The 15,237-nt window shown below is 63.6% G+C and carries 17 protein-coding genes; 8 read left to right on the forward strand and 9 right to left on the reverse strand.

The features are described from left to right. Positions 1 to 51: 51 nt before the first annotated feature. The 8 genes from DTJ15_RS01660 to ccmC are packed head-to-tail and all read right to left on the reverse strand — an operon-like array spanning position 52 to position 5,469. Positions 52 to 420, reverse strand: coding sequence for a hypothetical protein (locus tag DTJ15_RS01660; RefSeq protein ID WP_249109272.1), 369 nt, complete (start codon positions 418 to 420; stop codon positions 52 to 54). After that, positions 417 to 878, reverse strand: a complete 462-nt coding sequence (gene ccmI, locus DTJ15_RS01665) for a c-type cytochrome biogenesis protein CcmI (protein ID WP_043560921.1) — start codon at positions 876 to 878, stop codon at positions 417 to 419. Before ccmI ends, DTJ15_RS01660 begins: the two co-directional genes overlap by 4 nt. Positions 879 to 881: 3 nt before the next feature. Continuing rightward, complete coding sequence (locus DTJ15_RS01670; RefSeq protein WP_081562931.1) at positions 882 to 1,334, reverse strand: cytochrome c-type biogenesis protein; 453 nt, start codon at positions 1,332 to 1,334, stop codon at positions 882 to 884. Next, positions 1,331 to 1,933: a redoxin domain-containing protein gene (locus tag DTJ15_RS01675; RefSeq protein WP_249109274.1), complete on the reverse strand. Its 603-nt coding sequence runs from the start codon at positions 1,931 to 1,933 to the stop codon at positions 1,331 to 1,333. Before DTJ15_RS01675 ends, DTJ15_RS01670 begins: the two co-directional genes overlap by 4 nt. Beyond that, positions 1,924 to 3,948 carry a heme lyase CcmF/NrfE family subunit gene (locus tag DTJ15_RS01680; RefSeq protein WP_249109276.1) on the reverse strand — a complete coding sequence of 675 codons (2,025 nt, stop codon included), beginning with the start codon at positions 3,946 to 3,948 and terminating at the stop codon, positions 1,924 to 1,926. Before DTJ15_RS01680 ends, DTJ15_RS01675 begins: the two co-directional genes overlap by 10 nt. Before the next feature lies 1 nt (position 3,949). After that, positions 3,950 to 4,498, reverse strand: a complete 549-nt coding sequence (ccmE, locus tag DTJ15_RS01685; RefSeq protein ID WP_249109278.1) for a cytochrome c maturation protein CcmE — start codon at positions 4,496 to 4,498, stop codon at positions 3,950 to 3,952. Between the two features lie 33 nt (positions 4,499 to 4,531). Beyond that, positions 4,532 to 4,723 (reverse strand): heme exporter protein CcmD, encoded by a 192-nt coding sequence (gene ccmD, locus DTJ15_RS01690; RefSeq protein ID WP_043560918.1) that lies wholly within the window; start codon positions 4,721 to 4,723, stop codon positions 4,532 to 4,534. Then, positions 4,720 to 5,469, reverse strand: a complete 750-nt coding sequence (ccmC, locus tag DTJ15_RS01695) for a heme ABC transporter permease CcmC (protein ID WP_086431171.1) — start codon at positions 5,467 to 5,469, stop codon at positions 4,720 to 4,722. The genes ccmD and ccmC overlap by 4 nt, the downstream gene beginning before the upstream one ends. Before the next feature lie 201 nt (positions 5,470 to 5,670). Between ccmC and DTJ15_RS01700 the strand changes: the two genes are divergently transcribed. Both DTJ15_RS01700 and DTJ15_RS01705 read left to right on the forward strand, forming a co-directional pair. Further along, positions 5,671 to 6,090: an EVE domain-containing protein gene (locus DTJ15_RS01700; RefSeq protein WP_249089438.1), complete on the forward strand. Its 420-nt coding sequence runs from the start codon at positions 5,671 to 5,673 to the stop codon at positions 6,088 to 6,090. Positions 6,091 to 6,147: 57 nt separating this feature from the next. After that, on the forward strand, positions 6,148 to 6,963 hold the full coding sequence (locus tag DTJ15_RS01705) for an EcsC family protein (protein WP_043561605.1): 816 nt from the start codon (positions 6,148 to 6,150) through the stop codon (positions 6,961 to 6,963). A gap of 79 nt (positions 6,964 to 7,042) precedes the next feature. On the opposite strand, the gene DTJ15_RS01710 is transcribed toward DTJ15_RS01705, so the two are convergent. Then, positions 7,043 to 7,240, reverse strand: coding sequence for a hypothetical protein (locus DTJ15_RS01710; RefSeq protein ID WP_043560907.1), 198 nt, complete (start codon positions 7,238 to 7,240; stop codon positions 7,043 to 7,045). A gap of 32 nt (positions 7,241 to 7,272) precedes the next feature. Here DTJ15_RS01710 and aat point away from each other — a divergent pair, with 32 nt between their 5' ends. The 6 genes from aat to DTJ15_RS01740 all read left to right on the forward strand — a co-directional run bounded on the left by aat (position 7,273) and on the right by DTJ15_RS01740 (position 15,213). Beyond that, positions 7,273 to 7,947 (forward strand): leucyl/phenylalanyl-tRNA--protein transferase, encoded by a 675-nt coding sequence (gene aat, locus DTJ15_RS01715; RefSeq protein ID WP_248460397.1) that lies wholly within the window; start codon positions 7,273 to 7,275, stop codon positions 7,945 to 7,947. A gap of 35 nt (positions 7,948 to 7,982) precedes the next feature. After that, entirely contained in the window at positions 7,983 to 8,900 is a 918-nt protein-coding gene (locus DTJ15_RS01720) for a hypothetical protein (protein WP_052349159.1), read from the forward strand. Positions 8,901 to 8,904: 4 nt separating this feature from the next. Then, complete coding sequence (locus DTJ15_RS01725; protein ID WP_081562936.1) at positions 8,905 to 9,420, forward strand: peroxiredoxin; 516 nt, start codon at positions 8,905 to 8,907, stop codon at positions 9,418 to 9,420. Positions 9,421 to 9,522: 102 nt separating this feature from the next. After that, positions 9,523 to 12,816, forward strand: coding sequence for a DUF3971 domain-containing protein (locus DTJ15_RS01730; protein WP_249109280.1), 3,294 nt, complete (start codon positions 9,523 to 9,525; stop codon positions 12,814 to 12,816). A gap of 43 nt (positions 12,817 to 12,859) precedes the next feature. Continuing rightward, a complete protein-coding gene (locus tag DTJ15_RS01735) occupies positions 12,860 to 14,245 on the forward strand; it encodes a replication-associated recombination protein A (protein WP_408580064.1) in 1,386 nt (461 codons plus the stop codon). Further along, positions 14,242 to 15,213 carry an RluA family pseudouridine synthase gene (locus DTJ15_RS01740; RefSeq protein WP_249109281.1) on the forward strand — a complete coding sequence of 324 codons (972 nt, stop codon included), beginning with the start codon at positions 14,242 to 14,244 and terminating at the stop codon, positions 15,211 to 15,213. Before DTJ15_RS01735 ends, DTJ15_RS01740 begins: the two co-directional genes overlap by 4 nt. Positions 15,214 to 15,237: the final 24 nt, after the last annotated feature.

Here is a 15,237-nt window from a genome sequence, read left to right on the forward strand (position 1 = left end):
TGGAAAACGGGGCAGATGATAGGCTCATGAAGGGTGAAAAGGAACCCGCCTTCAGTCTTTGTGGAGGTGCAGCCACCGGTCTCCGGCAAAGCGGAACTGGGCAAAGATGAACCCTACGGCCAGTCCTGCCAGCATGAGCAGAATCAACCATGGGGAGAAGGGGGCGAAGAGCTGGGGAAAAAGCAGCCGGGTGAGGCCAAGGACCAGCGCCAGACCGCAGAGAGAGGAGAGCAGGACCTCCCGTTTCACAGGGCCATAATGTTTTTCGGCCCGGCAGTGCGGGCAGACACTGGCCGTGTTCTGTAGCGGCTGATGGCAGCAGGGGCAGGCACTCATGCTGCGTGGGGGCAGGCTTTGCGGGGTGCTGTCCAGACGGGTGGCCGCACTGCGTGTCAGGCGGGGGAGTGAACCGGGTTTCATGGCTGTTGGCCACTCTGGGAAGTGGATGATGGTGTCATGGTGCTGGCCGGTGGGCTGATGGGCGAGGTCCTGAAGGCGGATGCTGGAATCTGGCTGGCAGGCTGCGGTCCGAAGAAGGGCTGGCCATTGATGGCATAGAGCAGCAGGGCCAGCAGGGGGATGAGCAGCAGGGTGGCAAGGCCGATGATCTTGTGGGCATTGCCTGCACCGGAGAGGCTCCGGGGCGGGGTGGAGACATGGTTGACGATCTCCCGCTCCGTCTCGATGCGGGCTGCATCATAGGGCTGTTTTTCCAGCAGGCCGGCCTTCCGGTCCCGTTCCAGCGAATCAAGCCGACGTCTGTAGAGGGACAGGGTGGGGTCGTCCGTCTGGCTGGAGACCTTCATCCGCAGGATGAGGCTGAGGCCGATGGGCAGCCCGATGAACAGGCAGATGAGGGCAACGATCAGCAGTGACATGGGTCAGTCCTTTTTCAGCAGGCTGTCCAGAGTGCGGCGTTCTTCCGGTGTGAGGGGTGCCGGTGGCGGAGCGGGACGGTACCAGAAACGGCAGGCCAGAAGCAGGGCCACCATGAGGCCGAGCAGGGGCATGAGCCAGAGCAGCGCCGTGGCTGGCGAGAAGGCGGGGCGAAGCCGGATGAATTCTCCGTATCGCTGGACCATCCAGGCCCTGATCTCTTTTGCCGTATGTCCCTGCTGGAGCTGCTGGCGGACAGCATGGCGCAGGTCCCTGGCCAGAGGGGCAGAACTTTCCTCGATGCTCTCATTCTGGCAGACGAGGCAGCGGAGCTGCTGGCCGATCTGCTGGGCCTTCCGCTCAAGAGCCGGGTCAGACAGCATCTCATCCGGCGTGTCCACGGCCAGACAGGTCGGGCTGACGAGAAGCAGCAGGAGCAGGGTGACGGCCAGCCTCATGGTGCTGCCTCCAGATGCGGAACGACACGGGTCTGGTAGACCGCCTCCGTCAGGCCACCCGTTCCATGCCAGACAATCCGTCCGCCCATCTGCGGGTCAGGCATGATGAGAAAGGTTTCCGGCACGCCGGTCACGCCCCATTCAATGGCGGCCTGTCCATCCTGATCCAGACCAAGCCGGGTGAAAGGCTGGCCTGCCCGTTCCAGCCAGCGGGAGGCACTGGCGGGCTGGTCTTTGTAGCAGAGGCCCCAGAGGGCCAGCGGTGCATCACGCTTCTTCCGGGGAGCGGCGAGGGAGGCGGCAAGCTGGCTGATGAACGGGATTTCTTCCACGCAGGGCAGGCACCATGAGGCCCAGACAGACAGCAGGACCGGCTGCGTCATGGTCCTGAAATCTTCCCGGGTCAGCCCGGCCTGTCCGGGCAGGGAGGAGAGGGCGGGGAACTCCGGCACGGGCTGGCCCGTCAGCGGGGTGTTGATGGCTCTGGGATCAAACTGCCCCCGATCCAGTCCATGAAGCATCCTGATGAATCCAAGTCCCAGCCCCGCAGCCCCCAGGGAGGGCAGGGCGGCCAGAAGATGGCGGCGTGTCAGCTGCATGATCCGACCTCCCCTTCCATCGGTTTCGGACGCCGCCGTGAGGGGAGCAGATGCAGCCCCCCGCCAAGGGCCATGATGATGCCGCCCAGCCATATCCATGAGGCCAGAGGATTTTCATGCAGGCGCAGGATGGCACTGTAATGGCTCTGCCCCTGTGGGTCACGCTCTTCCTTCACGCTGCCAAGGGCAGCATAGAGGTCTTCCAGCGGGCGGTGGAGGATGGCGACATGCAGTGTACGCTGCCCCTGCCGGGGGAAGAGGCGGATCTCTGGCGTCAGTTCTGTGAGAACCGGCCCGTGGGCATCGTGATGGCGGATGGTCAGGTGTGCTTCCACGGCCTCATAATTGGGGCCGTGATGGGCGGTCAGGGCGGTCAGTTCCCAGTCCCGCCCGGTCAGCGTGGCATGGGTGCCGGGTCTGGCCTCTATGAGGCGTTCTTGGCTGCCCGCCATGCCGCAGAGACCGAGGATGGTCACCCCCACGCCGACATGGGCCAGGCTGGCAGCCCAGAGACTGCGGGGCAGGCGGTGCAATTGGCGGCTGCCTTCAGGCAGGCCACGCAGGCGGAGGATCAGGTCACAGAGGGCGGCGCTGATGACCCACAGGGCCAGCAGGGCCGACAGGGCCGCCAGTGGTGTGGGGAACAGCCAGAAGGCGGGCAGGATGTTTCCGGCCGTGATGAGCAGGGCCGGGGCCAGACGGGGCAGGAGCCTGTCCGCTCTGGTCTGTCGCCATGGCAGGGCCATGCTCACCCCCATGACGGCCAGAAGTGGCAGGGTGAGCGGAATGGTCGTGGCGTCAAAGAAGGGTTTGCCAACGGAGAGGGTGCGGCCAAAGAGCAGCTGCATGAAGGGGGGGTAGAGCGTCCCCGTCAGCACGACGGCGCAGAGCGTGCAGAGCAGGATGTTGTTGAGCAGCAGCGCACTCTCACGGGAGAGGGGCGAGAAACCTGCCTGCGGGGTGGGCAGGGCAGGAGCACGGATGGCGAAGAGCAGCAGGCTGCCGCCGCCATACAGGCCCAGAAGCCCCAGAATGAACAGCCCCCGGGCCGGGTCGTTGGCGAAGGCATGGACGGAATTGAGAATGCCCGACCGGACGAGGAACGTCCCGGAGAGGGAAAAGGCAAAGGTGGCAATTGCCAGCAGCAGGCACCAGACGTGCAGCAGATTGCGTTTCTCCACGACCAGAACGCTGTGCAGCAGGGCCGTGCCCGTCAGCCATGGGATGAGGGCGGCATTTTCCACCGGGTCCCAGAACCAGTATCCCCCCCATCCCAGCACGGAATAGGACCACCATGATCCGAGCGTGATTCCCAGCGTCAGCAGGGCCCAGGCACTGATGACCCACGGGCGCATGTGGCGGGCCCAGAGCGCATCAGCCCTGCCGTCCAGCAGTGCACTGATGGCAAAGGCGAAGGGCACGGCAAAGCCGACATAACCGCTATAGAGCAGCGGGGGATGCACGGCGAGGCCGGGGTCCTGAAGGAGCGGATTCATGCCCATCCCGTCGGCCGGAACGGGCCAGAGCCGCAGGAAGGGGTTGGAGGTCGTCAGGCAGAAGAGCTGGAAGCCAGCTCCCACCAGTCCCAGCAGGGCCAGAAGCCGTGCCCGCAGGCGGAGGGGCAGCCCTTCCGGCCGGGCGGCACTCTGGCCGGGGAGAAGGGCCAGCCCTGCACACCAGAGGCTCAGCAGCGTGACCCAGAGCAGGAGGGAACCCTCATGATTGCCCCAGAGACCGGCGATCTTGTAGGCCCACGGCTTGTTGATGGCCGAGGTTTCGGCAATGAGTTTCAGGGAGAAATCATTGCCCAGAGAGGCGGTGACGAGGCAGGTCCATGCAAAAAGCAGGGCAAGGCACTGGCTGAGGGCCAGAGGGCGGGCCAGGGCCGTCAGGGGGCTGTCCGTCCGGCGGAGACCGGCCAGCGGCAGGACACCCTGCATGAGGGCCAGGGCACAGGCCAGAGCCAGCGCAAAATGCCCGCCCTCGGGGCAGAAGATGGTGGCCAGCATGGTCATGTCACGGTGCGGCCCCTGGCCCGGGAGGCGTGTCCGGGTGGGGCACGGTCATGCTGTTCCAGTCGGCGGCATTGGGAGGAGGGCCGAAACGGGGGTCCCACCGGCCACTTTTCTGGAGAGCATCGGCAACCTCTTTGGGCATGTAGGTTTCATCATGCTTGGCGAGAACCTCGCTGGCGGTGAAGCCGTGGCCATCATACCGGCCCAGAGCCACCACGCTCTGCCCTTCCCGGAACAGGTCCGGCAGGATGCCCCTATACTGCACGGTGACGGCAGCCTGCCCGTCCGTCACGTCAAAGCGGGCCTCTGGCGTGTCGTCGGAGGCCCTGCCGGTATGGAGGGACCCGGCCACGACCATGCCGCCCAGCCGGATGGTCCGGGTTGGTGCCGGCGGATGGGCCAGCACCTGTGAAGGAGCCATGAAGAAGACGATGGTGCTGGAAAGCGCATTGAGAACCAGCCCGACCGCCCCACCTAGGCAGAGCAGGCAGGCCAGGATGATCCAGAAACGTCCGGCCTTGCGGCGGGTGAGGGGAAGTGACGCAGACATACCGTTCCCGTTTAAAGACACGAGGGCGGGCTGTTAATCCCTTTCCTGTCCGGCAGGCAGATTTGCCGTTTTCTGCTGGAGACGCTGCATGAGGGCAAGCCGCCGTTTGGCCCGGCGAAGGCGGAGCAGGCTGCTGCTGACCGTCACGGCCAAGATGACGATGACCAGCCCGTAGCTGGCCAGCACGAACCCCCAGTGCGGGGGCCAGAAGGCGGGTGCGGTCATGGTGAGATGTCCCGCAGGGCCAATGCCTGGGTGCGGCGCTCCAGCAGGGCGGCCCGGCAGCGTATGAGGAGCAGGGCCGTTCCCGTCAGTGTAAAGCCTGCCGTGCAGACGAGCAGGGGCCAGAACATGCTCATGGCCATGGTGGGGGCACCGGTCAGGGTGATGCTGTCGGGCTGGTGCAGGGTGTTCCACCACTGCACGCTGAACTTGATGATGGGCAGGTCCACCACACCGGCCAGAGCCAGCAGGGCAGCGGCCCTCTGGCCCCGCACGGGGTCGTCAAAGGCCCGGATGGTCAGGATGTGTCCGAGATAGAGGAAGAACAGCACAAGCATGGAGGTCAGCCGGGCATCCCAGACCCACCATGTCCCCCAGCCCGGCTTGCCCCAGAGTGACCCGGTGATCAGGCACAGGGCGGCGGCCGTGGCTCCCAGCGGTCCGGCTTCTAGGGCGACGATACCGGCCAGCGGATGCCGCCAGACGAGGGACAGAAGCCCGCAGGCAGCCAGCAGCACGTAACCGGCAGAAGCCAGCCACGCCATGGGGACATGCAGATACATGATGCGCACCGTCTCGCCCTGCTGCCAGTCTGCCGGGGCGAAGCCGAGGCCCCAGATCAGACCGGCAGCCAGTACCGCCAGCCCGACAAGCAGGCAGGGCAGGGCCATGGGGCGGGTGACATGCAGGAATCGGGCCGGGCTGCCTGTCCATCGTCCGGATGGTGCGGGGTAGGTGGAAAAAGACATGGGGCAAGTATGGCGGCTTCACGGAAAGAAGAGAAATGAAAAATGGTGTCATCATGGCGGCAGACGTTCCGGGAAGCCCCCGCTTTGAAAAAGCCTCAAAGTCAGGCATTGTAGAGTGGCTGGCCACACACGATATGGCCGTGGACAGATGGAGCGGAAAAACCGGGAGTGCCGCCCCGGAAAACAGGGAGATTGTGACGCATGGCCTTCTGGCTGATCAAATCGGAACCGGCCTCTTTCTCATGGGATGAGCAGGTGAAGAATGATGTCGAACCGTGGACCGGCGTACGGAACTACCAGGCACGCAACAATCTTGCTGCCATGAAGTGCGGGGACAGGGCCTTGTTCTACCATTCCGTGACGGAAAAGCGCATCGTCGGTGTGGTCGAGGTCGTGCGGGAGGCCTTTCCGGACCCGACGGCGGATGATCCCCGCTGGGTCTGCGTGGACGTGAAGGCCGATGGAGCCTTTCGCTCCCCCATCACGCTTGCGGAGATCAAGGCTGACCCGGCTCTGGAAAACATGGCATTGCTCAAGCAGTCCCGCCTTTCTGTTGCCCCGGTGACAGAGGAAGAATTCGCCTATCTGACCCGCAAGGGCCAGTGGGAAAAAGCGCAGTAACGATGGACCCGGCCCCCTGCTGTGGTGGCCCGCTCTGGAAATGAGGAGATTCAGACCATGACGGAACAGCGTAAGGACCATGTGCCCAGTGCGAGTTTCCTGTCCCATGATCTTGATGCAGAAGCCCTGTCCCAGCTCCATGCCGTGCTGGATGGGGTGGAGAAAGGTCGGGGCACGCTGGCCCGTCTGGGTGACCTGATGGGTGGTGCTGTGGGCCGGGCAGCCCATATGGGGTTGCAGGGCCTGTCTCTGGCGCCGGGCCTTCAGGAAAAACTCCAGAAGCTGGCCAGTTCTGCGCTGGACCAGGCCTACCGTCTGGCCATTCTTGGTCTGGACCGCAAGGCAGGTGGGGCCGGGGCACGGCGTGAGAATCTGATCCAGGCCGCCGTGGCGGTCTCCGGTGCGGCGGGTGGTTTTGGTGGCTTTGCCAGCATGGTGCCGGATGTCGGGTTCACCACGCTGGCCATCATGCGGGAGATTGCCGCCATCGCTCAGGAAAATGGTGAAGACCTGCGGAGCGAGGAGACACGCCGGGCCTGTCTGGAAGTCTTCGCCCTGCGGAGCATGGGAGAGCAGAAAGGCGAGGGGGAGCTGGGCTTTTTCGCTGCCCGTGGCCTGATGCGTGGCCAGCCGCTTGTGATGCTGATGGCCGAGGTGGCGGGACATTATGGCATGGCCCTGTCCCGCAAGCTGGCAGCCCAGATGGTGCCGGTAGCCGGGGCTCTGTGCGGGGCGGCCATCAACTCGGCCTTCCTTGCTCATTATCGGGCTCTGGCCAAGGCCCATTTCACCATCCGCAGGCTGGAGCGCCTGCACGGGGCTGCTGTGCGGGATGCCGCCGAGGCGTATCGAGGTCGCAGCGCAGAAGCGTGAGCAGGGTTGTCTGCACGGCTTTCAGAGGGGCGGACTCCGGCAGGGGCCGCCCCTCTGTTTTTCTGTCCGGGTGGCGTTTTCAGCGTGGGGCCATGCGGTAGAGCTGATACAGCTCCAGTGGTCCGAAGACGAGAATACCCATGAGGGCAAAAACGCGCATGACACCCATGAGGGGAGTCAATGCAGGCCAGACCAGCTGAAGAAGGAAGGACAGGGCCAGTGCGATCGTATAGATGTAGGTCTGCGATGAAGGGCGTGAGGGAGACTGGCTGGACATGATTCGGCTTCTCTGTAGGGAAAGATTATCTGATGGAGCCTATCACATCTGACCTGCTTCTGCGTGCTTATGGGGAAGGTCTGTTCCCCATGGCACCGGATGAGCAGAGCGATGAGCTGGAATGGTTCTGCCCGCAGGAGCGGGGGATCATTCCTCTGGAGACACCAGCCCTGCCCCGGCGGCTGATGCGGACCGTCATGGCCGGGCAGTACCGCCTGTGCAGTGATGAGGATTTCGATGGCATGATGCAGGCCTGCGCCCGCCTGACGCCCTCCCGGCCGGAAACATGGATCAGCGGGCGCATCCGCCAGCTTTATGGCGAGCTGCACCGTCTGGGCCATGCCCATTCCGTGGAGGTCCGGGACAGGGAGAGCGGAGCGCTTCTTGGGGGGCTCTATGGTGTGTCCCTGCATGGTGCCTTCTTCGGGGAGAGCATGGTGTCCCATGTGCGGGATGCGTCCAAGATAGCGCTGGTACATCTGATGGCGGCCCTGCGGCAGGGGGGATATGGCCTGCTGGATACGCAGTACGTCACCCCGCATCTGGCCAGTCTTGGCTGTGTGGGAGTGCCCTTTGCGGCTTACAGGCAGCAGCTTGCGGCGGCCATGCAGCAGCCTGCCCGATGGCCTGGAGATGTCAGCCTTGCTGCTCTGGGGCCGGAACTGGAGGCCATGGTGCAGGGCTCTGCCGGGCGGGCAGAAAGGTAACCAATTTCTCTCTGGCCCTGCTGTCATGGTCTGATATGCTTCTGCCCGTTTGCAGGCTGGGCGGTGTCCGGCGCCGGTCATGGATGGAGATGGAGGAAGACGTGCGGATGCAGTGGTGTATCAGGGAAGTCATGCCGGGGCGGGATAAGGTCGTGCGGCGGGCCGGGGGGACAGTGCTGGCGGCCCTTGGGGCTGCCGTGCTGGCCTGTGGCATTGCCGAAGCCGCTGCGCCAGCGGATCATCCCCCTCTGGCACCGATGCGGGATGCCGTGGTGACCTACCGGTTCCAGACAGAAGTGCTGCCGGGCAAGGGGAAGGAAGCCGGGCCGGAGCATCAGGTGGCGGTTTCTTTTGCTGCTTCGGGTGACCGGCTGCGGATTGATCCTGATGATGGGCAGAGCGCCACCATTCTGGATCGCCCCAACCAGATCATGACGCTCGTCAGCATGCAGGAGAGGCGCTACATCCAGTTCCGTCCCATGCATGGGCTGCACAATACGTTCCTGCTCAGTCTGGATATGACCTACCATGCTGGCGGGATGAAGCAGATTGCTGGCGTGCCTTGCCGGGAATGGGCCATTGAAAGCCCTCGTGGCAAGGCAACGGCCTGCGTGACGGAGGATGGCCTCATCCTCGCCGAGGATGGTGTGGATGCTGATGGTCTTCAGGGCCATCTTCAGGCCGTGTCCGTGCGGTATGAGGACATTCCGGCAGACCGTTTCCAGCCGCCTGCCGGGTTTCAGAGGGTCAGTCCCTTCCTCAAGGGCAGGCCGGCATCCCAGCCGGCACAGGCCCGTCCCGTTCCGGATGCTCCACTGGATGGTACGGCGCATGGTGCCGCCCGTACCGGGGGTGAGGGCAGCAGCGTGCCGGATCAGCCACACAGCCCTGATGATTCGGTGGGAGATGGCAGTGTCTCCCATGGTGACCAGCCCAACAGTGCGGAGCAGTAAAAGCATGACACAGGCAGAAAAGGTTTCAGGTTCCGGTGAGGGGCTGGCCGTGGGGGCCCCGGTGCCCGATTTCGATCTGGCGGGGATGGGCCCCACAGGCGAGGAGAGGGTGAGCAGCCATGCCCTCCGCGGGCAGCCCTATCTTCTGTATTTCTATCCACGGGCTTCCACGCCGGGCTGCACCACTCAGGCCTGCGATCTGCGTGACCATCTGGCCGAGCTGCGTATCCCCGGTGGGGATGGTCTGCGTGTGCTGGGTGTCAGTCCCGATGGTGTGGGAGCACTGGAAAAATTCATTCTGAAACAGGCGCTCAGCTTCACCCTGCTGTCAGACCCCGATCATGCATTGGCCGAAGCCTATGGCGTGTGGGTGAAGAAGAAGCTCTATGGGCGGGAGTTCATGGGGATTGAGCGGAGCTCCTTTCTGGTCGATGCGGAAGGGCGTCTTGTCGCTTTCAAGCGGAAGGTCAGCCCCGCCAGGCATGTGGCATGGGTGCAGGAGGCTCTGTCCCGGCTCTGACAGCCGGTTTCCGCCAGTCTCCGGTCTGTTCCGGGCAGCCGCTCTCCTGTTTTTCTGTTTCAGGACATCACGGGATGTCTCTTTATCCGGGGTATCGTGGACATGACATGGCAGACAATCCTGCGCCGTGTGGCCTTGGGGCTTCTGGTGCCGCTGGTGGGGCTGCTGCTGGCGGTGGCCCTGCTGTTGGGACGGCTGGCCCAGGGGCCTCTGGATGTGACGGGGCTGTCCCATCGTTGGGGAGGGGCCCTGACCCATGCTGGTGGGGGGCGTCTCCACTGGGAGCGCATGGCCCTGTCGTGGAAACCCGGAAAGAACGGTCATTCGGCCAAGATTCTGCTCAGCCTTGAGGGTGTCCGGTATCGTGCCCTTCCAGAAGGCGGGGGGGCTGATGAGGTGGCTGCCGAAGTGCCGGAACAGCAGCTTGATCATGTCGGGGTTGTTTTCCGGCTTGCGAGCCTGCTGCATGGGCAGGTGGGCCTGCGGTCGCTGGATGTCCGGGGGCTGCGCCTTGTGGCGTTCCGGGATGCGGAGGGTCATGTCAGCCTGGGCGGTGTGAGGCCCGGGGCGCAGCATCCGGGTGGAGGCACTCTGCCACCTCTGGCTGCCATCATGCCTTGGCATCTTGATCTTCAGGATATCAGGCTGACCATAAGGGATGAGACGGCACCGGATTCTTCGCTCATTGTAACCCTGCCGGAACTGAAGGCGGATCATGACAGGCAGACCGGCTGGCAGGGGCGGATGGAGGCGTCCCTCCAGGGGGTCGGGCTGGGTGCAGGGCAGGAGGAGGCCACGGTCCATCTGGCAGGTGACATGGCTCCCGACGGAGCGGCACGGACACGCTGGCAGCTGACTGTTTCTCCGGTCCGTTTTCCGGCTCTGGCGGCCTGGCTGCCGCTGTCGCCAGCCGGGAAAAAAGGCATGGGCATCCCGAACATGCCTCTGGCGTTTCATCTGGAAGGGATTCTGGAGGGGCATGGGCTGGTCGGCCATTTTGCTCACATGGCAGGGGAGGTGGACGCTGGAGCTGGCGAGATTGACCGGCCTGGCCGCATTCCGTTCCGTCTCTCATCGGGGAAGGTATCGTTCCATCTGGACCCTGCGGAGGCTGGCCAGCAGGCTCCCCTGGTTCTGGCATTGCATACGGAGCTTGCGGCACTGGACTCCCTGGGGCGGACGGTCCCTTTCATCATTGATGCCCATGGGCGGCTGGATCATCTGGACAGGCCAAAGGATGTGGAGCTGTTGGTGGATGGCCATGTGCCAACATTCGATTTTGCCACATTGGCGAGTGTCTGGCCGGATGGCACAGCCCGTGGAGCCCGTCGCTGGATGACCACCAACATGACGGCAGGACGTGGTGAGAATCTGCATCTTCAGCTTGATTTTACCAGCAATACCGGTCTCGACGGGTTGGATGTCAGGGCGCTGGGGGGTGAACTGACAGGCCATAGCCTGAGCGTGACATGGATGGAGGGTATGCCACAGGTCACGGGGGAGGATGCCTACGCCCATTTTGTGGATGATGACCGTCTGCTGATCGACGTGCAGCATGGTCATCTTGCGGATGGTCGAGGGGGCTCGGTGACCGTACCGACGGGGCATATTGTTCTGAGTGATCTGCTCAAGCGGGAGCAGACAGGTGAATTCTCGCTGGGGATGGAAGGTCCCCTGTCAGCTTTTGTGGCGGTCCTTTCCTATCCACGGCTCAATCTGCTGTCCCGTCATCCGGTCAATCCAGCCAATACGGGCGGGATGCTGAAGGGCACGCTCTCGCTGAAGCTGCCGCTCAACAGTCACCTTCTGATGAAGGATGTGGGATATGGGGCAGAGTTTGATTTCCAGAACATCTGGTTCGCTCTGCCGTCCCTGGGGCGGATACAGCAGGGGAATGGGCACTTTTCGGTCAATGAAGCCGGACTTGCCGTGAAGGGAGGTGCCCGGTTCCGTGGCGTGATGATGACGGGCAGCCTGTTCGACAGTTTTCAGGCCAATGTGCCGGGACGCCTGATGTTGAAAGCAGATCTGCAGGCCTCATTGGGGGCAAAGGAGTTGCGCAGTCTCGGGGTTCCGGCGGGGCTGGCGCAGGACTCCATCATGCAGGGCAGTGGCGTGGGGCATGTTGTCTACAGCCAGTACGGTGGGGGCCCCGGCCATAGTCGGGGGACTGCCTCGGTGCAGGTGGACCTGAGAGGTTTGGGTGTCCGGGCCCGTTTCTGGCACAAGCCTGTTGGTGTCCCTGCGGGCTTGCAGGCAGGAGTGACATGGCAGGATGGGCAGATGATCCGTCTGGATGATGTTCGCGCCCATGGTCCCCAGCTGGCCCTTCAGGCAGAAGGGCGCATGAGGTCTGGTCAGCTGGGAGGGATCAACCTCACCCATTTCCAGTTTGGACGGACGAGCGGCAGTGCCGTGATGGACTGGCCGGTGCGGGACGGAACGGCGGATGACCGGCGGTACCAGATATCCGTGCAGGCCAGTACTCTGGACCTGACCCCCTGGTTCGGGCATCCGGCCACCGGAAAGTCACGCTCACAGCCTATTCATCCCGTGGAGAAAAAGGTCAGACGGGCACCCGGCAGCGCCGGCCAGGCCTCCATCCTGCCGGAGGGGATATGGGCTATCGGGTTGCGGGCTGACAGGGTGATCTATGGAGCTGAACAGACAGCCAGCCATGTGTCAGCCAGCCTTCGCTGGGCAGCGCAGCGGGTGCAGGGGGCTTTCCTGCATGTGGCCCAGCCGTCCCTCACGTTTGATCTCGCACAGGATTCCAGACGGATAGGCGTGCTGGATGTAAGGCTCATTGCTGCTGATCTGGGCAGGATTCTGGCGTCTCTTGGTGTGTATGACCAGCTGGCTGGTGGCACGGTGGACCTCCAGGGCCATTGCCAGCCCGTGGCGGCCGATGCGCATGTGACCAGTGCCGAGCGTACCATGGGGCTGGGACTGGGGCTGCCGCCCTTTGATGGCACGCTGGCCGTGGACCATCTTACGCTGAAAAATCCGCCGACGGCTCTTGTCATTGCCACGCTGGCTGCACCCCTGCATTGGGGGCAGATTTCCCGCAAACAGTTTGAAGATGTCCAGTTGCGGGCGTCCTTCCGGGTAGCGGGGGAGCGGCTTGATCTGGCAGAGGCGCGGGCCGGCAATGCCATTCTGGGGGTGACGATGAAAGGGCAGATGGATTTCGGGCAGGCCATGATGCAGATGCAGGGCACCATCTCGCCATTCTTTGGGATCAATCAGGCTGCGGGCAGTTTTTTCGGGGCCCGGAAGGGAAGTGGTATCATGGCCATGACCTACAGGCTGGATGGCAGTTTGGCCAAGCCACAGATGCATGTTAACCCTTTCTCCGCCCTGCTGCCCGGTGGGCTGCGGCGTCTGTTTGAATGAGAGGCTGCCGGGTCTGGCAGTGGTGGGAAAGGCAGGAGGGATGATGATGTCGGATACCATGCCGGATCTCTTTGGGGGTTCCTCATCGGGTGGTGTTTCCCGGCATGAGGAGGGGGCACGCCGGTCAGAGGCCTCTCCGTCACGCCGTGCTGCGGGCACCCAGCCGCTGGCGGACCGTCTGCGTCCGCAGTCATTGGATGAGGTGCAGGGGCAGGTCCATCTTCTGGGGCCGGAGGGTACGTTGACCCGGATGCTGGGAAGCGGCCATCTGTCCAGCCTGATTCTCTGGGGTGGGCCGGGATGCGGCAAGACAACCATTGCCCAGCTGCTCGCCGAACGGGTGGGACTGTTTTACACGAAGATTTCCGCTGTTTTTTCCGGTGTGGCGGATCTGAAAAAAGCCTTTGATGAAGCCCGCCGCAAGGCCGAGGCCACCGGGCGTGGCACGCTGCTCTTCGTGGATGAGATTCACCGCTTCAACCGGGCGCAGCAGGATGGCTTTCTGCCCTATGTGGAACGGGGAACGGTCGTGCTGGTGGGAGCCACGACCGAGAATCCGTCCTTCACGCTGAACTCCGCCCTGTTGTCACGCTGTCAGGTTCTTGTCCTGCACAGGCTGGATGATGCTGCGCTGGAGCAGCTTCTTGTGCGGGCCGAAACGGCCACGGAGCGGACCCTGCCCCTGACGGATGAGGGCCGGGCCTCCCTGCGGGCCATGGCGGATGGGGATGGGCGCTATCTGCTGAACATGGTCGAGCAGCTTCTTTCCCTGACGAAGGATGGAACCCGCCCGCTGGGGCCGGAGGAGCTGGCCCGGTCCCTGTCCCGGCGGCCTGTCCTGTATGACAGGGATCGGGACGAGCATTACAATCTGATTTCCGCTCTGCACAAATCCCTGCGGGGGAGTGACCCTGATGCGGGACTTTACTGGTTCGCCCGTATGCTGGAAGGCGGGGAAGACCCCCGCTACATTGCCCGCCGTCTCGTCCGCTTTGCCAGTGAGGATATTGGCGAGGCTGATCCGACCTCCCTGCCGTTGGCACAGGCCGGAGCGATGGCTTATGAGAGGCTTGGCTCTCCAGAGGGGGAGGTGGCCCTGGCGCAGGTTGTGGTCCATCTGGCGGTCGCCTCCAAGTCCAACGCAGTGTATCGGGCTTATAATGAGGCCAGGGCATTGGCGAAGCAGACGGGCAGCCTCATGCCTCCGGCCCATATCCGCAATGCTCCGACAGCCCTGATGAAGGAGCTGGGTTACAAGAAGGGCTACGAATACGATCATGACTGCGAGGATGGTGTTTCCGGCCAGAACTACTTCCCCGACGGCATGGAACGGGTGACGCTTTACAGGCCGGTCGACCGTGGATTTGAAGAAAGAATCAGGAAACGGCTGGACATGCTGGCGCAGAAACGGGCATCTCGCCAGTCATGAGTGTTGAGAATCGTATTGTCAGCGAAGATGAGGCCGATCTGCGTCTCGACCGCTGGTTTCGCCGTCATTATCCCAACCTGACACAGGGCGGGTTGCAGAGGCTGTGCCGCAAGGGGCAGGTGCGGGTTGATGGAGGGCGGGTGCAGCCCAATAAAAGGCTCAATCCCGGCCAGAGCATCCGTATCCCCCCTCTGCCGGACCAGAGCCGCCCGGCCCCGCCGCCACCGCCCAACCCGGAACTCGTCCAGCAGCTGCGGGACATGATCCTTTATGAGGATGACCATCTCATCGTGCTGAACAAGCCGTCCGGACTGGCAACACAGGGTGGCCCCGGCATCACCGTACACGTGGACATGATGCTGGAGGGGCTGAGGCCGGAGGGAGGCGACAAGCCCCGCCTCGTGCATCGCATTGACCGTGATACGTCCGGCATCCTGCTGCTGGCCCGCACGCCTGGTGTGGCGGCAAAACTGGCAGCGGCCTTTCGGGGGCGTGAGGTGAGCAAGACCTACTGGGCGGTGGTTGTCGGGCGGCCCAGCCCTGCTGAAGGTGTGATCGACCAGCCTCTGGCCAAGGTCGGGGCCGGGGGTGCCTCGCTTATCGTGCCTGTCTCCCGTGGGGAAGAGGATGCGATGAGTGCCAAGAGTTCCTACGAGACGCTGGATGCCACAGGCAAGCGTTTCAGCTGGCTGGCCCTGTCCCCCTGGACGGGGCGGACGCACCAGCTGCGTGTCCATACGGAGAGTCTGGGCACGCCCATTCTGGGTGATCCCCGCTATGGGGGCGAAACGGCCCATGTGGAGGGTTTCCCGGACAGGCTGCACCTCCATGCAAGGATGCTGGAGTTCCCTCATCCGGCGGGGGGAAGGTTGCAGGTGGCGGCTCCCTTGCCGCCCCATATGCGTGAGACGTTCCAGACGCTGGGTTTCATTGCTGGTGACACACCAGCACCACGCCGGACACGGTGAAAGACTGACAGGGACGGCTGGCCC

The organism is Parasaccharibacter sp. TMW 2.1891, assembly GCF_023337675.1.
Lineage (GTDB): Bacteria > Pseudomonadota > Alphaproteobacteria > Acetobacterales > Acetobacteraceae > Bombella > Bombella apis.

Coding starts and splice junctions, on each gene's coding strand:
- DTJ15_RS01660 (WP_249109272.1), bottom strand. CDS start 420: ATGAAACCCGGTTCACTCCCCCGCCTGACACGCAGTGCGGCCACCCGT.
- ccmI (WP_043560921.1), bottom strand. CDS start 878: ATGTCACTGCTGATCGTTGCCCTCATCTGCCTGTTCATCGGGCTGCCC.
- DTJ15_RS01670 (WP_081562931.1), bottom strand. CDS start 1,334: ATGAGGCTGGCCGTCACCCTGCTCCTGCTGCTTCTCGTCAGCCCGACC.
- DTJ15_RS01675 (WP_249109274.1), bottom strand. CDS start 1,933: ATGCAGCTGACACGCCGCCATCTTCTGGCCGCCCTGCCCTCCCTGGGG.
- DTJ15_RS01680 (WP_249109276.1), bottom strand. CDS start 3,948: ATGACCATGCTGGCCACCATCTTCTGCCCCGAGGGCGGGCATTTTGCG.
- ccmE (WP_249109278.1), bottom strand. CDS start 4,498: ATGTCTGCGTCACTTCCCCTCACCCGCCGCAAGGCCGGACGTTTCTGG.
- ccmD (WP_043560918.1), bottom strand. CDS start 4,723: ATGACCGCACCCGCCTTCTGGCCCCCGCACTGGGGGTTCGTGCTGGCC.
- ccmC (WP_086431171.1), bottom strand. CDS start 5,469: ATGTCTTTTTCCACCTACCCCGCACCATCCGGACGATGGACAGGCAGC.
- DTJ15_RS01700 (WP_249089438.1), top strand. CDS start 5,671: ATGGCCTTCTGGCTGATCAAATCGGAACCGGCCTCTTTCTCATGGGAT.
- DTJ15_RS01705 (WP_043561605.1), top strand. CDS start 6,148: ATGACGGAACAGCGTAAGGACCATGTGCCCAGTGCGAGTTTCCTGTCC.
- DTJ15_RS01710 (WP_043560907.1), bottom strand. CDS start 7,240: ATGTCCAGCCAGTCTCCCTCACGCCCTTCATCGCAGACCTACATCTAT.
- aat (WP_248460397.1), top strand. CDS start 7,273: ATGGAGCCTATCACATCTGACCTGCTTCTGCGTGCTTATGGGGAAGGT.
- DTJ15_RS01720 (WP_052349159.1), top strand. CDS start 7,983: ATGCTTCTGCCCGTTTGCAGGCTGGGCGGTGTCCGGCGCCGGTCATGG.
- DTJ15_RS01725 (WP_081562936.1), top strand. CDS start 8,905: ATGACACAGGCAGAAAAGGTTTCAGGTTCCGGTGAGGGGCTGGCCGTG.
- DTJ15_RS01730 (WP_249109280.1), top strand. CDS start 9,523: ATGACATGGCAGACAATCCTGCGCCGTGTGGCCTTGGGGCTTCTGGTG.
- DTJ15_RS01735 (WP_408580064.1), top strand. CDS start 12,860: ATGATGTCGGATACCATGCCGGATCTCTTTGGGGGTTCCTCATCGGGT.
- DTJ15_RS01740 (WP_249109281.1), top strand. CDS start 14,242: ATGAGTGTTGAGAATCGTATTGTCAGCGAAGATGAGGCCGATCTGCGT.